General features: G+C 41.6%; 18 protein-coding genes. 12 read left to right on the forward strand and 6 right to left on the reverse strand.

What is annotated here, in order from left to right:
- The first annotated feature begins 269 nt into the window (after window positions 1–269).
- Entirely contained in the window at window positions 270–1,352 is a 1,083-nt protein-coding gene (gene alr, locus PR800_RS06755; protein ID WP_102139108.1) for an alanine racemase, read from the forward strand.
- A gap of 102 nt (window positions 1,353–1,454) precedes the next feature.
- Window positions 1,455–2,648 (forward strand): amino acid aminotransferase, encoded by a 1,194-nt coding sequence (locus PR800_RS06760; protein WP_166267309.1) that lies wholly within the window; start codon window positions 1,455–1,457, stop codon window positions 2,646–2,648.
- A gap of 83 nt (window positions 2,649–2,731) precedes the next feature.
- Here PR800_RS06760 and uvrA read toward each other — a convergent pair whose 3' ends face one another.
- On the reverse strand, window positions 2,732–5,566 hold the full coding sequence (gene uvrA / locus PR800_RS06765; protein WP_102139106.1) for an excinuclease ABC subunit UvrA: 2,835 nt from the start codon (window positions 5,564–5,566) through the stop codon (window positions 2,732–2,734).
- 408 nt (window positions 5,567–5,974) lie between these two features.
- Here uvrA and PR800_RS06770 point away from each other — a divergent pair, with 408 nt between their 5' ends.
- Window positions 5,975–6,496, forward strand: a complete 522-nt coding sequence (locus tag PR800_RS06770) for a single-stranded DNA-binding protein (RefSeq protein WP_102139105.1) — start codon at window positions 5,975–5,977, stop codon at window positions 6,494–6,496.
- Between the two features lie 81 nt (window positions 6,497–6,577).
- Here the strand turns inward: PR800_RS06770 and PR800_RS06775 are convergent, their stop codons facing one another.
- Complete coding sequence (locus PR800_RS06775; protein WP_439652721.1) at window positions 6,578–6,787, reverse strand: IS3 family transposase; 210 nt, start codon at window positions 6,785–6,787, stop codon at window positions 6,578–6,580.
- A gap of 178 nt (window positions 6,788–6,965) precedes the next feature.
- On the opposite strand from PR800_RS06775, the gene PR800_RS06780 reads away from it, so the two are divergent.
- The 3 genes from PR800_RS06780 (at window position 6,966) to PR800_RS06790 (ending at window position 10,781) form a co-directional block, all read left to right on the forward strand.
- Window positions 6,966–7,190 carry a helix-turn-helix domain-containing protein gene (locus PR800_RS06780; RefSeq protein ID WP_166267325.1) on the forward strand — a complete coding sequence of 75 codons (225 nt, stop codon included), beginning with the start codon at window positions 6,966–6,968 and terminating at the stop codon, window positions 7,188–7,190.
- A gap of 142 nt (window positions 7,191–7,332) precedes the next feature.
- The gene (locus tag PR800_RS06785; RefSeq protein ID WP_210848956.1) at window positions 7,333–9,432 is read left to right on the forward strand and encodes a RecQ family ATP-dependent DNA helicase; all 2,100 of its coding nucleotides are present in this window, start codon (window positions 7,333–7,335) and stop codon (window positions 9,430–9,432) included.
- Window positions 9,429–10,781, forward strand: a complete 1,353-nt coding sequence (locus PR800_RS06790) for a DNA-processing protein DprA (protein WP_195698157.1) — start codon at window positions 9,429–9,431, stop codon at window positions 10,779–10,781. The genes PR800_RS06785 and PR800_RS06790 overlap by 4 nt, the downstream gene beginning before the upstream one ends.
- Window positions 10,782–11,411: 630 nt before the next feature.
- Here PR800_RS06790 and PR800_RS06795 read toward each other — a convergent pair.
- Complete coding sequence (locus PR800_RS06795; RefSeq protein ID WP_102139104.1) at window positions 11,412–11,819, reverse strand: helix-turn-helix domain-containing protein; 408 nt, start codon at window positions 11,817–11,819, stop codon at window positions 11,412–11,414.
- 242 nt (window positions 11,820–12,061) lie between these two features.
- Window positions 12,062–13,234, reverse strand: a complete 1,173-nt coding sequence (locus PR800_RS06800) for an MFS transporter (protein WP_272530446.1) — start codon at window positions 13,232–13,234, stop codon at window positions 12,062–12,064.
- A 331-nt stretch (window positions 13,235–13,565) separates the two neighbouring features.
- On the opposite strand from PR800_RS06800, the gene ivbL reads away from it, so the two are divergent.
- From ivbL to PR800_RS06820, 4 genes are all read left to right on the forward strand, one after another.
- Entirely contained in the window at window positions 13,566–13,655 is a 90-nt protein-coding gene (gene ivbL, locus PR800_RS06805; RefSeq protein ID WP_241098802.1) for an ilvB operon leader peptide IvbL, read from the forward strand.
- Window positions 13,656–13,758: 103 nt separating this feature from the next.
- Window positions 13,759–15,456 carry an acetolactate synthase large subunit gene (gene ilvB, locus PR800_RS06810; protein ID WP_272530464.1) on the forward strand — a complete coding sequence of 566 codons (1,698 nt, stop codon included), beginning with the start codon at window positions 13,759–13,761 and terminating at the stop codon, window positions 15,454–15,456.
- A gap of 2 nt (window positions 15,457–15,458) precedes the next feature.
- The gene (gene ilvN / locus PR800_RS06815; RefSeq protein ID WP_004260877.1) at window positions 15,459–15,743 is read left to right on the forward strand and encodes an acetolactate synthase small subunit; all 285 of its coding nucleotides are present in this window, start codon (window positions 15,459–15,461) and stop codon (window positions 15,741–15,743) included.
- A gap of 194 nt (window positions 15,744–15,937) precedes the next feature.
- Window positions 15,938–16,600 carry a hypothetical protein gene (locus PR800_RS06820; protein ID WP_272530447.1) on the forward strand — a complete coding sequence of 221 codons (663 nt, stop codon included), beginning with the start codon at window positions 15,938–15,940 and terminating at the stop codon, window positions 16,598–16,600.
- On the opposite strand, the gene PR800_RS06825 is transcribed toward PR800_RS06820, so the two are convergent.
- Window positions 16,597–17,154, reverse strand: a complete 558-nt coding sequence (locus tag PR800_RS06825) for a helix-turn-helix domain-containing protein (protein WP_102139098.1) — start codon at window positions 17,152–17,154, stop codon at window positions 16,597–16,599. The genes PR800_RS06820 and PR800_RS06825 overlap by 4 nt on opposite strands.
- A 211-nt stretch (window positions 17,155–17,365) precedes the next feature.
- Between PR800_RS06825 and PR800_RS06830 the strand changes: the two genes are divergently transcribed.
- The gene (locus tag PR800_RS06830; protein WP_102139097.1) at window positions 17,366–18,118 is read left to right on the forward strand and encodes a sulfite exporter TauE/SafE family protein; all 753 of its coding nucleotides are present in this window, start codon (window positions 17,366–17,368) and stop codon (window positions 18,116–18,118) included.
- 94 nt (window positions 18,119–18,212) lie between these two features.
- Entirely contained in the window at window positions 18,213–19,496 is a 1,284-nt protein-coding gene (locus PR800_RS06835; RefSeq protein WP_331001562.1) for an MFS transporter, read from the forward strand.
- Window positions 19,497–19,541: 45 nt separating this feature from the next.
- Here the strand turns inward: PR800_RS06835 and PR800_RS06840 are convergent, their stop codons facing one another.
- The gene (locus PR800_RS06840; RefSeq protein ID WP_195698159.1) at window positions 19,542–21,230 is read right to left on the reverse strand and encodes an ArnT family glycosyltransferase; all 1,689 of its coding nucleotides are present in this window, start codon (window positions 21,228–21,230) and stop codon (window positions 19,542–19,544) included.
- Between the last annotated feature and the right edge of the window lie 294 nt (window positions 21,231–21,524).

Consider the following 21,524-nt stretch of genomic DNA (forward strand, 5'->3'; position numbering starts at 1 on the left):
TCGTCATATTTCGCGCTGTCGCGGTGTTGGCTTCATTCCTTAATCCTAGTCACATACTTTTGTATGCTCCTAGGATTATCTCAATCGCCGCCTAGCGACAACGCAAACTATTTAGAGTATTGGAACTAGCGTATTAAAATTAAATGATCCATAAAAATAATATCGAATGGAAATTGATATTTTTTAGCGTATAACAAATAGAGAACATATTGGGCTGCCAAAGGGCAGCTTAATTTTTAGCGGGTTTAGAGAAAAAGAACGAGGAAACAATGAAAGCGGCAACCGCATTGATAAACCGCCGCGCTCTGCGACACAACTTGCAACGGGTGAAAGAAATTGCACCAAATAGCCAAATGATTGCAGTTGTCAAAGCAAACGCTTATGGTCATGGGTTAGTAGGGGTTGGTCAGGCAGTAGAAGAGCTGGTGGATGGCTTTGGGGTGGCAAGGCTCAACGAGGCGCTATTGCTGCGGCAACATGGTGTGGTAAAACCGATTGTGTTACTGGAAGGTTTTTTTGAGCAGTCTGACTTGTTGTTGATGGCAGAAAACCAGATTGATACCGTGATCCACTGTATTGAACAACTTGAAATGCTAGAAGCCACCAAATTGCCTTATCCTCTTAAAGTTTGGATGAAATTAGATACAGGCATGCACCGCCTAGGTGTCCTCCCTAAAGATGCTGAAGGCTTTTATCAACGTTTACAACGCTGCCAACAAGTTCAGCTTCCTATCAACATTGTTAGTCATTTTTGCCAAGCGGATACCCCCCATTTACCGACAACTGAAAAACAAATTGCCTGCTTTAAACAGTTTATTGCTGATAAAGAGGGGGAAAAATCCATTGCGGCCTCCGCGGGGATTTTACTTTGGCCAGAAGCTCATTATGACTGGGTACGTCCAGGGATCATGATGTATGGCGCTTCGCCACAAGAGGGGAAAAGTGCACAAGACTTCGGTTTACTTCCCGCGATGACACTAAAATCAACATTAATTGCGGTTAGGAAACATGCGGCAGGGCAATGTGTAGGTTACGGTGAAACATGGTGCAGTGATAAAGAGACTCTACTTGGTGTTGTTGCAATCGGCTATGGTGATGGTTATCCACGTAACGTACCTTCAGGTACACCTGTGTTAATTAATGGACGAAAAGTGCCTATTGTTGGGCGAATTTCCATGGATATGACCGTGGTGGATTTAGGGTTAAATGCCAATGATAAAGTGGGTGATGACGTAATTTTGTGGGGAAATCAACTACCGGTTGAAGAAATTGCCACACAAACGGGTATTATCAACTATGAGTTGCTGACAAAGTTAACCTCTAGAGTTGCAATGGAATATGTAGACGAATAGCCAGCAAAGGGTTATTTTCAGATAACAACGTAAAAATGGCGCTAAATAGGGCAAATCATCGCTTGGTTTATTTAGCGTAAAATAATGATTAGGAGATGTCCTGTGTTCGAACATGTTGATGCTTATCCGGGCGACCCAATTCTGTCGTTAATGGATGAATTTAATAAAGACACTCGTGAAAATAAAATTAATTTGAGTATCGGTCTTTACTATGATGGTGAAGGGAAAACCCCTGAACTGGCGACAGTCGGTACGGCAAAAGCAGCGTTAAATAAACTGCCAGCAAGCGCATCACTGTATTTGCCTATGGAAGGTTTGAAAGATTACCGTACTGAATTGCAAAAATTAGTATTTGGTGAGGATTGCCCATTAATTGCACAAGAGCGTATTGCTACTGTGCAAACCATTGGTGGTTCTGGTGCATTGAAAATTGGTGCAGATTTTTTACATCAATATTATCCAGATTCCGAAGTGTGGTGCAGTGACCCAACTTGGGAAAACCATGCTTCTATTTTTTCAGGTGCGGGTACAAAAGTGCATTATTACCCATACTTTGATGAAAAAACTAAAGGCGTTAAATTTGATGAAATGTTAGCAACATTCAAAAAATTACCTGCTAATAGCATCATCCTAATGCACCCGTGCTGCCATAACCCAACAGGCTCCGACCTGACTCCTGCACAATGGGATGAAGTCACAAAGGTGGCATTAGAGCGTAAACTGATCCCATTTTTAGATATTGCTTATCAAGGTTTTGCAGAAGGCATTAATGAAGATGCTTACGCTATCCGAACGATGGTTAAAGCTGGCTTGCCTGTGTTCGTTAGCAATTCATTCTCTAAAATCTTTGGTATTTACGGTGAACGTGCCGGAGGGCTATCCGTTATTTGCGAAAACCCAGATGAGCGCGACCGTGTATTAGGTCAGTTAAAAGCGGGTGTTCGTCGCTTATATTCAAGCCCGCCATCGAATGGCGCAAAAATTGTTGCAGCGGTATTAACCAATAGCGCAGAAAAAGCCAAATGGTTAGCAGAAGTGGAAGAGATGCGTTTGCGCATTTTAGACATGCGTACGGTACTGGTTGATGAGCTGAAAAAAGCATTACCAAACCACAATTTCGACCACTTGTTAAAACAACGCGGTATGTTCAGTTACACTGGTTTTTCTAAAGAGCAAGTTGCTCGCCTGAAAGACGAGTTCGCGGTTTACTTGGTTGGAACTGGCCGTGTTTGTATGGCAGGCGTCAATCGCCATAATGTTAAACGCATTGTGGAAGCATTTGCTGCGGTTAGCTAATAACTCTTAGCTATCGTAATAATTATCAGGGAGCAAAATACTCCCTGATAATCTTCTTACTTATTTTTTAATGGCCTTTTTACTTAGTAGCCGCGTTCTAAAATCGTTTTTAAGAACCTTGCAGTGTGAGATTTTTTGCACTCAGCCACTTCTTCTGGCGTGCCGGCAATTAAAATTTCACCGCCACCGCTCCCTCCTTCAGGGCCTAAATCAACAATCCAGTCTGCCGTTTTAATCACATCAAGGTTGTGCTCAATCACTACAATGGTGTTTCCTTGGTCACGAAGTTGATGTAAAACGACCAAAAGTTGCTGGATATCAGCAAAGTGCAGGCCTGTTGTCGGTTCATCCAATATATAGATAGTTTGCCCTGTTCCGCGTTTGGATAGCTCTTTGGCTAATTTCACACGTTGTGCTTCACCACCGGATAGCGTCGTTGCTGATTGGCCGAGACGGATATAGGATAAACCAACGTCCATCAGAGTTTGTAGCTTGCGAGCAAGGGCAGGTACGGCATCAAAGAATTCACGAGACTCTTCGATGGTCATATCCAGCACTTCATGGATATTTTTACCTTTATATTTAATTTCTAGTGTTTCGCGGTTATAGCGTTTGCCTTTACATTGGTCACAAGGGACATACACATCAGGTAAGAAGTGCATTTCAACCTTAATGACGCCATCACCTTGGCAAGCTTCGCATCGGCCGCCTTTAACGTTAAAGCTAAAGCGCCCTGGGTTATAACCACGAGTTCGAGACTCAGGCACACCGGCAAATAATTCACGAACAGGTGTAAACACACCGGTATAGGTAGCAGGGTTGGAACGTGGTGTACGGCCTATTGGGCTCTGGTCAATATCAATGACTTTGTCAAAGTGCTCTAAGCCTTCTACATCCAAATAAGGGGCAGGGGTGATGGTGGTCGCCCCATTTAATTGGCGTTGAGCAATAGGGAATAGCGTATCGTTTATTAGTGTTGATTTACCTGAGCCAGACACACCAGTGATGCAGGTAAATAACCCGACAGGGACTTTTAATGTCACATTCTTCAGGTTATTGCCCTTGGCCCCAAACACCGTCAGCATTTTATCTTTATTAATTGGAACGCGTTTTTGTGGAATGTCAATTCTGCGCTCACCGCTTAAAAATTTACCAGTGAGTGAATCTGGGTTTGCGACAATATCTTCCAGTGTTCCTTGGGCAACAATTTGCCCACCATGCACCCCAGCACCGGGTCCGATATCAATCACATGGTCTGCAGCGCGGATCGCGTCTTCGTCATGTTCAACGACGATCACAGTATTTCCTAGATCACGAAGATGGATCAATGTTTCAAGTAAGCGATCATTATCCCGTTGGTGTAAGCCAATTGAAGGTTCATCAAGAACATACATCACTCCCACTAAACCAGCACCAATTTGGCTTGCTAAACGAATGCGTTGTGCTTCACCACCAGACAAGGTGTCAGCAGAACGTGAAAGTGTCAGATAATTAAGCCCAACATTGACGAGAAATTTCAGGCGATCGCCAATTTCTTTTAAAACTTTTTCTGCGATTTGAGCGCGCTGACCTGTGAGTTTTAGGTTCTGGAAAAATTCCATTGCGTGGCCAATGCTGTAATCTGCGATTTCAGGCAATGTCGTATTTTCAACAAATACAAAGCGTGCTTCTTTACGTAAGCGAGTCCCATGGCAAGAAACACATGGACGGTTACTGATATATTTCGCTAATTCTTCACGGACAGCCGTTGATTCTGTTTCTTTATAACGACGCTCCATATTATTGAGCACGCCTTCAAAAGGGTGTCGGCGCACGGTGATGTCACCACGATCATTACGGTATTTAAACTCAATCGTTTCTTTGCCTGAGCCGTATAAAATAATTTTTTGAATGGCAGGGCTCAGAGTGTCATAAGGGGCTTCCACATCAAATTTATAATGCTCAGCTAATGACATCAGCATTTGGAAATAGTAAAAATTACGGCGATCCCAACCCCGAATTGCACCACCCGCGAGTGAGATTTCAGTATTTTGAATGACTCTTTCGGGGTCAAAAAACTGCTGAACACCTAAGCCATCACAGCTCGGACAGGCACCTGCAGGGTTGTTAAAAGAAAATAGGCGAGGTTCAAGTTCCACCATGCTGTAGCCGCAAACGGAACAGGCAAAATTGGCAGAAAAAACCAGTTCTTCTGCATTGGCGTCATCCATATCTGCAACAATTGCGGTACCGCCAGACAGGTCTAATGCAGTTTCAAAGGATTCGGCTAAACGCTGAGCAATATCATCACGAATTTTAAAACGATCGACAATCACTTCAATCGTATGTTTTTTCTGTAATTCGAGCTTTGGCGGGTCGGATAGATCGCAAACTTCTCCATCAATTCGGGCGCGGATATAACCTTGACTGGCTAAGTTATCGAGTAACTTAACGTGCTCCCCTTTACGTTCTTTAACGACAGGCGCAAGTAGCATCATTCGGCGATCGGTGGGCTGAGCCAGAACATTATCGACCATCTGGCTAACAGTTTGAGCAGCAAGTGGTATGTCGTGATCAGGGCAGCGAGGTTCACCAACACGTGCAAATAATAACCGCAGATAGTCATGAATTTCTGTGATGGTTCCGACCGTCGAACGTGGGTTATGTGAAGTGGATTTTTGTTCAATCGAAATCGCAGGGGATAACCCTTCAATATGATCGACATCCGGTTTTTCCATTAAAGAAAGAAACTGGCGAGCATAAGCAGATAAAGATTCAACATAACGGCGCTGACCCTCTGCATACAGGGTATCAAAAGCTAAAGATGATTTCCCTGAACCAGATAACCCAGTAATAACAATGAGTTTGTCGCGAGGGATGATGAGATTGATGTTTTTCAGATTATGCGTGCGTGCGCCGCGGACTTCGATATTATCCATTTACCACTTCCCGGATGATTTGATATTGAACAATCGCAAGAGACTATTATCACATATTTATGGCTGAATGGATATACAGTATTTCCTATTCGTCATATTTCAAACCGTGGCGGTGTTAGCTGCTCTCTGCGATATCTTCGCTTGCCGCCTAGCCACTGCTTGAACTATTTAGAGTAAGATTTTAATAGTGAAACAGAAAAACAGCGATCTGAATTTATCGAAAAGATAGATGCTGTGCGAATTATTTTATGTCTATACTGAAAATTGGCACGGTAGAATTTCACCAAAAGTTGGAAAGCGTTTCGCAATAACGCTCAGTAGTTTCAATTTCGTGGTGCAAAAAAGCGAGGTCGTGGTAAACTTCACGGCTAATCCAGAGATTAAAATTCAATGCATCAGGAGTAATAAATGGCCAGCAGAGGCGTAAATAAAGTAATTCTTATCGGTAACCTAGGACAAGATCCAGAAATCCGTTATATGCCTAACGGCGGAGCTGTGGCAAACCTGACTCTGGCAACTTCTGAAAGTTGGCGTGACAAGCAAACCGGTGAGATGCGTGAAAAAACCGAATGGCACCGCGTGGTTATCTTCGGCAAACTTGCTGAGGTAGCCGGTGAATACCTGAAAAAAGGTTCACAAGTCTATATCGAAGGTTCTCTGCAAACACGTAAATGGCAAGACCAAAGTGGTCAAGACCGTTATTCGACAGAAGTTGTTGTGAATATCGGTGGATCAATGCAAATGTTAGGCGGCCGTGGCGGTGATGCACCATCACAAGGTCAAGGCGGCCAAGGCGGTTGGGGCCAACCTCAGCAGCCACAAGCAGCACAGCAATTTAGTGGCGGCGGAGCCCCTGCAGCACGCTCATCAGCGCCTGCTCCACAAACCAATGAACCACCAATGGACTTCGATGACGATATTCCGTTCTAGGATTTATCTTGGAGTTATTTTTAATAAATGAAAATTAAAGTCCTTTAATTGTGAAGTGCCCATAAAGTTGGACATTTTTAGCTAAGCGGCTTGTAAGGCCTGATTTCGATATTCAACCGGAGTCAGGCTTTTTAGTTTGGAGTTGGCCCATTTGGTATTGTAATACTCTATATATTTGTCAATTTTTTCAGTTAGTTCATCGGTATTTTGAAAATTATGTCCATGGTACATTTCTGGTTTTAATAGTCCGAATATGTTTCCAGTAGTATCAAAGTGGATTTCACCAGTCACAACGTCCATCACATAATCAATGGATTGGTCAAAAACATACCTGTCAACTATTATAAGGCAGACTACCAAAGAATGTTTGGTGATCAATAAGACTGAAAGTTTTTCTTACTTGATCTCCCTTCCAGATCCTATATATTGACATTTTGGTACTTTTTCGACATTGGTGAAGAATCTCGTCATGAGTAACCCCATATTGACTATCAAAGACGTGGCCGATTACCTCAAGGTGAATGAACGAACTATATACCGTTTGGCTGCAAGTGGTGAACTACCAGGCTTTAAAGTTGGTAACTCCTGGCGATTTAAACAAAGCGAGCTGGAGCAATATATCGCCGCCCAGCACAACCGAGCAAGAGTGAGTGAAGTCATTAAATCAGCAAGCAGTAGTTCAGACGATAACTAGAAATTTGGCCCGACGGCATAACTGGAAAACATCGAAGTAATTGAAAAACGACTGTGAAAATCTGCTGATGCCCTAAAGCCCACGACTAGCTACGGCTCAAACTTATGAGTAACGAGCTAACCATGTAAATCAAGGAGTGATCATGAATCGAGCCCAAGCCCAACAATTACTAAAAGCTGCCTTAGCTAATCCTGCCGCCGAATTCCGCGATGGCCAATGGGAAGCTATTGATGCATTGGTGAATCATCGTCAAAAGCTGTTAGTGGTGCAGCGCACCGGTTGGGGTAAAAGTTCGGTTTATTTTATTAGCACCAAAATATTCCGAGATCGGGGGATGGGACCGACTATTATCGTTTCGCCTTTGTTAGCTTTGATGCGTAACCAGATCGAATCGGCGCAGCGTTTGGGTATTGTCGCCGAGACCATGAACTCAAGCAATCAAAACGATTGGCAGGCGGTGACCCAGCGGGTTCTGAATAATCAAATCGATTGTTTGTTGATTTCCCCTGAGCGCTTGGCCAACGACAACTTTATCCAAACCGTGTTACAACCCATTGCCGATCGTATCGCTCTGATGGTGATTGATGAAGCGCATTGTATTTCGGACTGGGGTCATGACTTTCGCCCCGATTACCGTCGAATAGTGAATATTCTTCGCCAGTTGCCTGCCAATACGCCGGTACTGGGGACTACAGCAACAGCTAATAACCGTGTAGTTGAGGATATTCAAACTCAGCTTGGAACTATTCAAATCCATCGAGGCCAGTTGATCCGAGAAAGCCTTGCATTGCAGACTATGATATTGCCCGACCAGGCTTCTCGATTGGCTTGGTTGGCGCAGGTGATACCTACATTACCGAACACAGGTATCGTTTACACCTTAACAGTACGGGATGCCGAACAGGTAGCTGAATGGTTAAGTGATAATGGCATAGACGCCAGAGCTTATCACGGCAGCGTTAAAGCAGATGGTTTTGAAAATAGCAACTTATATCGACAGTATCTGGAGGAACTGCTGCTCAATAACCAGTTAAAGGTGTTGGTGGCTACTACAGCCTTAGGGATGGGGTACGACAAGCCGGATCTAAGCTTTGTTATTCACTATCAAGCGCCGGGCTCTATCGTTGCCTATTATCAGCAGGTAGGGCGCGCCGGTCGTGGTATTACTTATGCTGTAGGGATGTTGATGTCGGGTGTTGAAGATCAGGATATTCATGAATTTTTCCGCGACTCGGCTTTTCCTTCAGAGGAGCATGTTAATGAGATCTTGTCAGTTCTAGAGCAGAACGATGGTGTGTCGATCCGTAGCATTGAGGAGCAAACCAACCTTCGGCATGGCCAGATTGAAAAAGTATTAAAGCTGCTGAGCGTGGAAAACCCTGCACCTGTCATTAAAGACGGAAGTCGTTGGGTTAGAACACCGGTTCGTTACCAAATGGATCATGCCCGAATTGCTCACTTAACCGGGCAGCGGGAGAACGAATGGCAAGAGGTTCAGGCATATTTGAATGATACTGGCTGCAAAATGACTTTTCTGCGCCGGGCGCTGGATGATCTCGATCCTACGCCTTGCAATAAATGTTCATCTTGCCTAGGGCAGGCCGTCATCAATACTCCGATTGATCCTGCTTTGGTGCATCGTGCAGGTACCTTCCTTAAGCACGCGGAAATGGTGATTACCCCTAAAGCACAAGTGGCGGCCAATTCCTTTCTGGATTACGATTTTCATGGTAATCTACCCCAGCAACTTCGCGCACAAGAAGGCCGTGTTTTATCCCGCTGGGGGGATGCTGGCTGGGGTAGTACGGTTGCTGACAACAAGCATGCCGGGCGTTTCAGCGATGAGTTGGTTGAAGCCATGGCGGAAATGTTTCTTCAGCGCTGGCAGCCGGATCCTGCGCCACAGTGGGTGTGCTGCGTGCCATCGCGTAATCATCCTGAACTGGTACCGGATTTTGCACGTCGTCTGGCTGCACGATTAGGTCTACCATTTGTGGATGCAGTTAGCAAAGTCAAAGACAACCAGCCGCAAAAAGGCCAGCAGAATCGTTTCCATCAATGTCGCAATCTAGATGGCGCGTTTGCTGTAACTCAGCTTTATAGGGAACAGCCAGTTTTGTTAGTTGATGACATAGTAGACTCCGGCTGGACGCTGACGGTCATTGCAGCACTCTTACAGCAAGCAGGCAGCGGAGTAGTTTATCCTGTGGCACTAGCTTCATCTTCGGTGAAAGACTCATGATTGAATCCACTCTATTGTCACCTACGGCGCAAGCGACCTTGCTGCTGACCAGTTATTTTTCGAAAACTAGTAGCGAAGCTGCCAAGCCGCTGACTAATACGGAGTGGGGACGCTTTGCCTTATGGCTAAAAGAAAAGTCCACCACTCCCGCCGACTTGTTGATGACTGACCCGAAAGCATTGCTGCATGGTTGGTACGATGCGCGTATCAGCATGGAGAGAATCATTGAATTGTTGAGTCGTGGCCATAGCCTTGCACTGGCTATGGAAAAATGGCAACGGGCTGGTCTCTGGGTTGTAACCCGCTCAGATCCAGAATATCCAAAACGCCTAAAGCAACGGTTGAAAACCGATTGTCCGCCGGTGTTATTTGGCTGCGGTAATAAATCCTTGTTAAATGCAGGTGGCTTGGCGGTTATTGGCTCGCGAAATGCCAGTGAGCCTGATCTGGCCTTTACCGAACAGATAGGAGCGAAAGCCGCAGTAGAGGGTATTGCCATTGTTTCTGGCGGTGCACGGGGGGTCGACGAAACGGTAATGCAGGGTGCCATCAAACAAGGTGGAGTGGTGATCGGCATTATGGCCGATAGCCTGCTAAAGGCATCAACCAGCAGCAAGTGGCGAAAAGGGGTAATGGATGGTCATACTGTGTTGGTATCGCCTTTCTACCCTGAGGCAGGATTCAGTGTAGGTAACGCTATGGCCCGCAATAAATATATCTATTGCCTTGCGGATAGCTCTCTGGTGATTCACTCAGGTAAAAAAGGCGGTACACTAAACGGTGCAGAAGAAAATCTGAAAAAAACATGGGTGCCTCTGTGGGTTAAACAAACGACTGATAAAGATGCCGCGAATGCCGATTTGGTTGCCAAAGGTGGTCGTTGGCTGGAGGCAGACTCTCAAGCCTTCACTATTTCCGATTTAATGAGTAATGAAGGTGGCTGTGAGAATCAGGTAGAAGGGCAGATAGGCGATTTATTTTCCATGCCTGCTCAGTCGGAATTGTTTTTTCAGCCTCAGTCTAGTCCTGAGCCACAATCTGAGCTTGAAGAAGACGTTATCGAGTCAGAGCGTGAAATAGTCGTTAGCAAAAGTCAGGCAAATATTGAGACTATTCCAGAGCAGGCAACCAAAAGCGAAGCTACGCCAGCAGGGCCTGTCGATTTTTATCAGCTGTTTGCCTCCGAGCTTCAACAATTGGCTGAAAAGCCAGTTACCCTTGATACGCTAGTTGAAAGCACTCAGCTTCATAAGTCTCAGTTAACTGAATGGCTGAAACGCGCTGTTGATGATGGCGTGGTGAAGAAGCTCAATCGCCCGGTACGTTATCAAGTTAAGAATAATAAATAGAGGGATTTATTCATGATTATGAATAAATAGACGCTAGTTCAGGAAGTCATCGCAGTATAGTGGCCTGATTTTGGCTCCACAGTTAGTTGAGCAAAAATACTAAGGTTTGATATAGAGTTGGGGGTAAGAGTGGAAAATGGATTTTTTCACTGAGATCTTACTAGAATATGATTCAATGTTTGTTAAAAACAGCCCGCTTTCGAATACTTACCTATTTGATTTTGAGGGAGCAGCCTGAGTTGAGAAAGTGCTGTTAATGAAAGTGTCAAGATTCTACCTTTACGCTTGGGACAAATACTCCCAGAGTACCGGATCAGAAAGTTGATAATATTAGGCTTAACTAAACGGTTTTTTCTCTGCTTTATGTTAATTACTGTTCTACTTTGTTTGCTTATCAGAGTATGCAAATAAAATAAATAATAAAATTAAAATCATATATCCAGAAAATTATTTTTTATTAATATGGTAAACTAAATATAAAACTAAAACCTTAAGGATTTATTAATTTTAAATTAAAAGTTTCTTAAATGAATAGAAAATAAAAAAGCCCCAGTAATTAACTTACATAGGGCTTTGTATTGGTAGTGTTATTAAAAAAGGAAATATAAATTTTATTTTCATATTAGCGTATCAAGCTACTTTAGGTTCCAGTAGTAATGGGTCATTTTGACTTTCACCGGACAGTCGGTAGATTGACGGTGATGTACCTAAATAAGCTCTAAATCGCTTTGCAAAAGATTGCTGGGAGTCAAATTGGTATTTTAATGCAATATCAATAACCTGGAGTTCAGTGGAACACAGGTCTTTAGCGGCTTCACAGATCCTCCTTCGGCGAATATATTCACCTAAAGGCATACCAACGACTTTTCTAAATACTCTTTGTAAATGCCATTTTGTATATCCTGATTTTAGTGCGATATCATCAAGTAATAGACGACTGGTTAAGTTCATTTCAATCCAAACTAATATTTCATTAACAACTGTAGATTGAAATTCTGTGTATTTCCCATTGCAGGGAACAGGGATTTCTTTATACATAATATCTTCCTATTAGTTACTTTTTAATCTTATCCCTCATTCAGTCAATAGCCAATAAATAAATAGTAAACAAAGTTGAATACAGTTTGTTAATTGGCAAAATAGACAAAATACCGATTTTTAATTAGTTTATAGCCAGTGGAGTTTATCTTAAGGAGATATATTCATCATGATATCGATTAATAATAGATAAAACTATTAGGCTCTCTGAATATAAAACCATCGTACAGTGATGTAACTTTTCATTGGCGTTTGGGGATATATTTTTTTAGCTTCCAAAAACTAATTAAAATGGTGGTGGAAATGACTACAGATAGGGCATTCATCGTCTGCCAACCGAATATAAAGAAAAGAACTCCTGCCCCTAAGCTACCTATTCCTCCGAAGAAATAGATAAGAAAGTCGGTCATTCCTTGCACTTTAGCGCGTTCATGAGCTTCATAGGTATGTGGTAATAAGTTAGTGGTGCTAATTAAAATTAAATTCCAGGCGACACCGACAAAAATACCAGCCAACAAATAATTGTAAAAATGGTTACCTAGCAGGTTCATAGTAGCTGATAAAATTAACAATATGATACCGCAGAAAATAATGCGTTTTGCCCCTAAATGATGGATTAATGTTCCAGTGAAAAATGATGGTGCAAACATACCTAATACATGGAATTGAAATACAATCGCAATAGAGGAAAAGGCGAAATCATGTTGTTTCATGGATAACGGTATTGAGGCAAAGGTGAAAACCACAATGGCATATCCAACCGCGCTAACAATGGCGATTAATTTTAAAATAGGTTGTGAATACAATGCACTGTAGTTGCGTTTGACTAACGCTTCATCCGATGGTGTTTTCTCTATTTTCTTTAATGGCACAACTAATAATAGAATAAATGCGATCACATAGATGGCGGCTAACGTGATGAATGGCCCTGCAAACGGGTGCTCTACAAAAAATCTTTGGGTAGTAATGGCTAATGTTGGGCCGATTAAGGCGGCGGCGATACCTCCGCTCATGACAAGGCCAATAGCTTTTGCTCGCAAAGAAATTGGTGCTTCTTCGATAGCAGCAAAACGGAATTGTTGTGCAGTACCAATAGCAATACCAGTGAAAAATAACCCGATGGAAAAATAAACTAAATGGCTTTCTATCACGCCCAGAATAGAAAAGCCTGCGCCGATTAACCCACCGATATTACCAATAATAAAGCCTACTCTTCTCGAGTACTTTTGCATTAAAAACGCGATCGGAATAGTTGCTAAGATTAAGCCAACGTATTGGCTTACCAGTGGAATTGTCGCATACGTTGGGTTGATAGCCAGTTTTTCGCCAATAACCACTGCTACAGAAAGGACAATAGCATTTCCTGTGATAAATAATGCAAGTGTGATGGTTAACCACCAAACGGATTTTGGCATATATCCCTCTGTTTATTAATTAAAAATCAATTAGTTAATGTTTCCATCAAGAGCGAACCCCCTTGAGTTGGAGTAAAGGATACAACTTAAAGTTAACTTTAAGTCAAGGTTTTTGCTGGGATTTTGAATGGTGATTAATTCTATATTTTTTTATTTTTCTAGATAATATCTCTACTGGAATGGGGTGTGATGAATGTCGCAATTACCATTCCTTTGGAATAAAACAAGAAAAAATGATTGTCATGCTACGAAATTTATGTTTTCTTAAGAAAAGAAACTGAAAAATAATAATCAATAAATTAGACAGACTAAACAGGAAGAACCCGTGAACATGACTATTCATCATTCCAACCTACTACTAACCGCGCCACGTGCCGCGGTGGTCGTGCGTGTGGTGGTGGTCGTGGGCTTAGCGCCGTAACGGGTACAAATCAACGTAGATTTAGAAACCCCGCCGGCGCAAACCGAGCGGGGTTTTTTATCACTTCTCGCTCGAGTCCGCAGGCTAGCAAAGGATAATTATGATGAGCGAATCGGGCACCACAACACCACATAAAACCCGCTTTACGGGTGCAGAATTAATCGTACATTTACTGGAAAAACACGGTATTACCATCGTTTCTGGCATTCCTGGGGGAGCGGCTTTGCCTTTTTATGATGCATTAGGGCAAAGCCAGAAAATCCGTCATATACTGGCTCGCCATGAGCAAGGAGCAGGTTTTATTGCTCAGGGAATTGCGCGTACCACAGGAAAAGCCGCAGTTTGTATCTCTTCAAGTGGGCCTGGGGCAACAAACTTAGTGACTGCTATTGCCGATGCAAAACTGGATTCTATCCCGCTGGTTTGTATTACGGCTCAAGTTTCTTCGTCAATGATTGGCACGGATGCTTTTCAAGAGGTTGATACCTATGGCATTTCGATTCCAGTGACGAAACATAATTATTTGGTTCGTAATATCAATGAATTGCCACAAGTGATTTGTGATGCTTTTCGTATTGCAGAGTCAGGCCGCCCTGGACCTGTTTGGATTGATATTCCAAAAGATGTTCAAACTGCCACAATTGAACTAACTGAAATACCAGAAGTATTACCGAAAGATAAAGCTCCTGCTTTTGACATGGAAAAAGTTCTGCAAGCGGCTGAAATGATTAATAACGCGAAACGTCCAGTATTGTATTTTGGTGGTGGGGTGATTAGCTCCGATTCTACAGAAACGGCAATCGCATTTGCGGAAAAAGCCTCATTACCAACAACCATGACCTTAATGGCACTTGGTACTATCCCGATGAGGCATCCGTTATATTTAGGTATGTTAGGTATGCACGCTGCGGCAAGTACTAACATGATAATGGAAGAATCGGATCTATTGATTGTTATTGGTGCACGCTTTGATGATAGGGCGATAGGCAAGGCAGAGAAATTTTGTCCTAACGCGAAAATCATCCATGTGGATATCGATAAAGCAGAAATCAGCAAAATTAAGCGCCCAGATATCGCTATTCATGCAGATGCGGGGCAAATATTGGAGCTGTTATTGCCTTTGGTTGAACGTAATGAGCGCGCTGATTGGATGGCGCAAGTAAATCAATTAAAAGAGAAATATCCACTGAATTTCAGTGATGCGGATAACCCGCTGAATCACTATGGCTTAGTTCTGTCTACAGCACGTGCGGTAGGTGAAGATGCAATTGTGACAACGGATGTTGGTCAGCATCAAATGTGGGCAGCTCAAGCTTATCCTCTGTCTCGTCCACGTCAATGGCTGACATCAGGCGGGTTAGGTACCATGGGGTTTGGTCTGCCTGCTGCGATAGGCGCGGCGTTAGCAAAACCTGAAAAAACGATAGTGTGCTTTTCTGGTGATGGCAGTCTGATGATGAATATTCAAGAACTGGCAACCGCAGCGGAACATCAGTTAAATATCAAAATCATTTTAATGAATAACCAAGCATTAGGAATGGTTCATCAACAACAAGATTTATTTTTTGAAAACCGCATATTTGCTGCAGCTTATCCGTACCAAACTGACTTTATCAAAATTGCGGCAGGGTTTGGTTTGCAAACTTGCGATTTAAATAATGAAGCAGACCCTGAAATGGCGTTAGAAGCGATAATGAATACCAAAGGTCCATGTTTGATCCATGCCTTGATTGATGTTAATCAGAAGGTATATCCAATGGTTCCACCGGGTGCAGCTAATATTGATATGATTGGAGCGTAATTATGGTATTTGAACATCATCCGATTGCTTTAGAGCTAATTGTTCGTAACCACCCAGGTGTAATGTCACATATTTGTGGTTTATTTGCCCGTAGAGCATTTAACGTTGATGGCATTCTCTGTATGCCGATTAAAGATAAAGATGAAAGCCGTATATGGCTATTAGTACAAAAAGATGAGCGCTTGTCGCAAATGATTAACCAAGTTGAAAAACTAGAAGATGTTCGAGAGGTACGCTTTAGTGATGATTTGCGTCTCTTCGAAACAATGGAAAATTATTTGCAGTAATTCTGAGATTAAGTTTTATGACCGAATAGCCCATTCAACTGTGTGGGCTATTTTTGTTTGATATTTAATCATAGTGATAAATGGGGTTTCCTAAAGCGAACGAAAATGATATAAATTCAGTTGCTGAACAATAATTTTTCGAATGTATTGTGGGTTTCTATTTGGTAAATTGAATAACAAACAGGTATGAATCTATGCAAAATAACATCTATTTATCGAACACTTATCAGTATGAAATCGAAACTTCCTTACTGGCGCAAGGGGAAGATGATGAGGGGCATTGGGTTGCTTTAAAAGATAATATTTTCCACCCACAAGGTGGTGGGCAACCCATGGACACAGCTTGGGTGAATGATATTGCTGTTCGTATTAAGAAACAATTGAGTGGCTTGATTGTGGCATACTTACCAGAACATGTCATTTTGAGCCAAGATAGCAATGTGGTTGCAAGGGTCGATAAGGAAAAACGTCAGCGTTATGCGGCGCTACATACTGCTGGTCACTTGTTGAATTGGGAATTACGTCGCTTTGGTTGGCTTGCACAAAAAGGCCATCACTTTCCTGATGAATCACGGGTGGAATTTAGCATGATGGAAGGGGATGTCACGCCTTTTGAAGAGCTAGATAGCCAATACATTGAAGATATTGTTAACCAAAGCCTTCATAGTGGGCGAGCCGTTGCAATAAAGCAAAAGGGGGATTTGCGGATCAGTTATATCGACCAAACTGAAGAAATGCCTTGTGGTGGAACACATGTTTCTTCGCTAGATAACATTCAGCATTTTTCAATTAAGTCGATGAAATTTAAAAAGGGGACGTTGCGCATTAGTTATGATGCACAACATGCCGCAATTTAAACGCTATCACTAAGGTGAGAGTAAGTCATGACGACGGTTGCTTGCAGCTCTCCCTCCATACAGAGATAACTATGTGGGAAATCACCACTGAAAGCATAAAAATCTCCCGCTTCTAAGACGATATTTTGGTCGTCATGTAGCCGTAACATGAGTGAGCCAGAATTCACCATAATGTGTTCGTGGGTTCCACTCATATGGGCGGGGCTATTAATGATAGCGCCTCTCTTCATGGTTAATTGCCAAATTTCAGAGATATTTCCCATGCTAATGCGAAACTTAAACTGTTGTGAATACTCTTTTTCATTGGGAGTGGCTTTGAGAAAATAGGGATAGGCCTCATGTTGCCGTGTAAACAGATCGCTTAGTGGAAAGCGCAGGGCAATGGCAATCGACTCTAATGTATCAATGCGTGGGTTTGAATCGCCAGATTCTAACTTGGATAAAGCCGCTTTCGAGATCCCCGATAGACGAGATAGCTCGTTTAGTGAAAGATCTCTTGCTTGCCTAAGTAAACGAATTTTCTGCCCGATTTTTAAATTAATTTTTTTATCCACAATGTGTCTTTACCTGAATTTTAATTTATTGTGCTAGTTCTGTATCACTCAGTGAAGCAAATTATACACTCTTAGTTGTATATTGTATTTAAAGTGGCTATTTTGTTTTTTGATATAGATTTGAAATTTAAAACCCTACAAAAATAAAACTATTTTCTGTATTTGAAAGAACCTATAGTGAGGACGTTAAAAAACGTCTGGAGTTAAGGTCATGCCGTTTGAATTATTATCATTAGAAATGGCGATTTGTTTCTCAACGCTACTTTTTGCTTATTTGGTTTTTGGTATGGCGGGGTTTGGTTCGGCCCTCATAGCAACCCCTGTGCTAGCCATGTATTTGCCATTAAATATGATTGTTCCAATTCTTGCGCTAATTGATCTAACCGCCGCAGTTTTGAACTTATTTAAAGATGGCAAAAATGCGGATTATCAGGAAATTAAATGGATAATTCCATTAATGATAGTAGGGAGTTTAGTTGGCGCTGCGATTTTATTAAAAACACGTCCCGATATACTCGTATTATTACTTGGGTTATTTGTTGTTGGTTATGTATTACATGCATTCTTTTCTAAAAAATCAAAATTACCCTTTTCAAAGGCATTGGTTGTCCCATTTAGTTTAGTGGGCGGTGTTTTTAGTGCTTTATTTGGTAGTGGTGGTTTTATCTATGCCATGTATTTATCGAGCCGAATTGAAGATAAACAACGTTTTCGACTCACTCAAATGACGTTAATTGGGTTTAGCACGCTAACTCGAGTGGTGATATTTTTGGTGATGGGAGTGTATCTCAATCTGGATATTTTATTGATTGCCTTAGCGTTTTCTCCTGCTATGTTAATCGGTACGTGGGTTGGGCGGCATATAACATTAAAAATTTCACGTGAAAGTTTTTTAAAATTTATTAATGTCATTATTTTATTATCAGGTATTGCTCTGCTTTATCGATATTTCTTCGTCCTTTAAGTATTTAGAATATTAAAAATAGTTTTATAAAGATAAATAGCAGAATATATAGGTCGTGTTACAATCATCGCGAACATTATTGGTTTTACTAATAATGATGTGGTTTTTTATTTCTCATAACAATCTATTTTATGGAGTTAAAGTCTGTTATTTTGTTAAAAAGAAACAGATTAATTTCAATATGAGCTCTGATAATCAGCGTTTACAACATTTTCGTCGTTCCCCATCCTTTGCTATTTTTACCATTACAATGAGTATTGCTGTCATTGGTATCGTTATTGGGCTAAGTATTCCAATGGTAGCGCTTAGGCTAAATAATTATGGTATCAATGAGTTGTATATTGGCATTATTTCAGCGGCACCTGCATTAGGCATGTTTTTAATTGCACCTGTCGTTCAACGTATTGTGCGTTGGTCAGGTAAGCGAAAAGCAATGCTATTGGCAACGATTGTTTCTGCCATTAGCTTATTACCATTATTGAGCACATTACCTCTTTGGTTATTATTTCCGTTACGGTTAGTAACAGGCTTGGCGAGCGGTGTGCTGATTTGCTTGGGTGAAACGTGGATTAACGAATTATCGCCTGAAAATAAACGGGGCCGTATTTTGGCAATTTACACCACTGTATTCACAGTAAGCCAGCTACTCGGGCCTTCCTTTATTGCTTATTATGGTGTGGAAGATAAATCCCCTTTATTGATTTGTACGTTGATCCATTTAATCTCTGTGGCACTATTTATTTTAATGGATCAAAAAGTCGGTGACCGTTTAGCCGAAAATGCCGAAAAATCTAATTTTTCAATTGTTCAATTTGTGAAAATTGCACCGGGTATTTGTGGCGGAATTTTATTTTTTGCCTTTTTTGATGGAACCATTTTATCGATATTCCCAATCTATGGCATGGGAATGGGTCATACAGAAGCGGTTGCCGCATTAATGATCAGCGCTATTCTTGCTGGGGATGCCATTATGCAACTTCCTTTCGGCTGGCTAGCAGACCATATGAATAGAGAAAAATTGTACCGAATCTGTGGCATTATCACACTTGCAGCCAGTCTATTATTGCCTTTCCTTATAACTCAACCTTATCTGATTTGGGTATTACTGTTTGTCTTAGGGGCGACAGCAGGGGCAATTTATACTATTGCGTTGGTGCAAATCGGCCAATATTTCAAAGGGAACGAGTTGATCATTGCTAATGCTGCGGCTGCCATGCTGTGGGGAATTGGTAATTTATCAGGGCCACTACTTGCGGGAATTGCGACTTCAATCTCACCTGTAGGCTTACCGGTGTTATTGGTTCTGTCTGTGACTGTATTTTTATGGTTCACACGAGAAAAATACAGTGCCCAAAAAGTTGAGCAAGTTACCCAATAAGCTCATTTGCGGTGCTCTACTCAGCCAGCGAGCACCGCAAATAAATTACTCAATAACTTTATACACAACGAGGTTTTCTCTGAATTCATCCGGCCGATGATTGTGCCAGAATAATTCCATGCCTTGCGGTGCAGGTTTAATCGTTTTTGAGAGTACAATTAGCCAGCGGCATTGTTCCGGTTTTTCAAACCGATCTTGGCGTTGGTGTAATACCCCCGCGTAGTAGTAGAGCATCGGTGCTTCAGATTCACCAATATTATCAGATGCCATACAATCATTTTCTGTAAATTGGCCAGATAAATGTTGGTTTAAATCGACAAAAACCCCTTCGAAACCTTTTGCGTAGTCTATCCACCCCAAAAATAAGGTTAAAATTACCCCCCAAACAGCACATAAGCCTAATAACCAGTTTTTCATCATATGAAAAGCAGGTGGCATGAAGTTTGGAATAATTTTATTGCGTAAAAACCATACCAATGTAATCAACAGAGCACAGATGAATACAACGGGAGAAAATGCCATTTGGTAGCTCATAGGGAGCCAGCGGCCAAATGGAGCTAGCCATTCTTGTTGATAGCCAGCCAAAGAGATGAAGTAGCAGGCCCATAAAAAAAGAATAAGTACAGACCACAAAACAGCTGCAAAGCGGGCAATATTATTGAGGAGCTTTTCTGGGAAACAAAATAGTGTCTGGCTTCCTAATATGGCCATGGGGGCAATAAAAGGCAGTAAATATAACGCCCGACCAGAAGCTGAAATCTGTAAAAAAACGATACCTAATAAAGGAAATAGCGCCAATAGAAACTCGTTAGAATTAAATAAACGCTTAACCGGATGCCTTAGAAAATAAGCAACAGCCAGTAAACCAGAAGGAAAGGCAAATAAGGAAACTGCCGCAGGGATCCGGGTTAAATTAGCTTTTGCCCCTAATTTTTCAACCGAAAAACCAAAGAAGCGGCCGATATTATTTTCCCAAAACCACACGATAAACAAATCAGGGTGTTGAAGGTACAGTTGGATAGGCCAAGGTAAAATCGCGATAAAGGCAATTAACCCTGCAGTTAAGCTGTATAACCAAAATTGCTTAGTTCGGCATTGAGCGAGAAAAATTGGCGATAAAAATAGGCAGATCCAGAGAACACCAGGGATAAAAACACCTTTTGACAACATGGTGACGATGGTTCCAAGGGATAACCAAAGTGCAGACATGTGCATTTTTTGTTGTTGTATCAGCCCTAATAACCCATACAAGCCAATAGTCGTCCCAGCCATCAGCGCAACATCGGTAAACATATCATGGCTATGCCTGATAACACCGGGGGCACAAGCATACAGTGCAAATGCGACCCAAATACGGGTATCGGTGAAGTCTTTGGCATGGAAAAAACGGCGCGCCAAAAGAATAAAAAATGAAAAATTGATCACCGAAAAAAATAAGCTTGCACTACGGGCGGCATCATAAAGTGGGATAAAACTTGAAAACAAATGAGAGGTAATTGCTGCAACCCAATAATAAAGCGGAGGTTTTTCCATAAACGGCTCGCCCGCATTTGTGGGGACTAACCATTTACCTGTTTCATACATAGTTTGAATAATACCAAAACTATAATTTTCATCTTGCTTCCAAGGGCTATGACTATATATTCCTGGTAATAAATACATAGCAAGAAAACTAATGAAAAGTAATAAAATACTCCGCTGTAATATGATTAATGGTGCATTTTTATTTGGCATTTTAATGTGTTTTTACTGGATTAAATTGAAACTATAACTGCAGTTGATAATAATTGAGATTATATACTAAAATATATATTTACTCAGTGAGTGATGGTTATTTTTTTATAAAAAACAATAGGGAACGTATTTTTAGGTACGTTTTTAAATAACGCATATTACCACCAATAAATAAATTTTCAGCTATTCGTTTTGTAAGAAAATATTCTAGGATTGTATCAAAAAAATAACCGTACTTTTTAAACAGACACTATATGAAAGGTATTTAGCTATTTTTACGTAAGGTAAATGTAA

Source organism: Providencia sp. PROV205, from assembly GCF_028479505.1.
Lineage (GTDB): Bacteria > Pseudomonadota > Gammaproteobacteria > Enterobacterales > Enterobacteriaceae > Providencia > Providencia huaxiensis.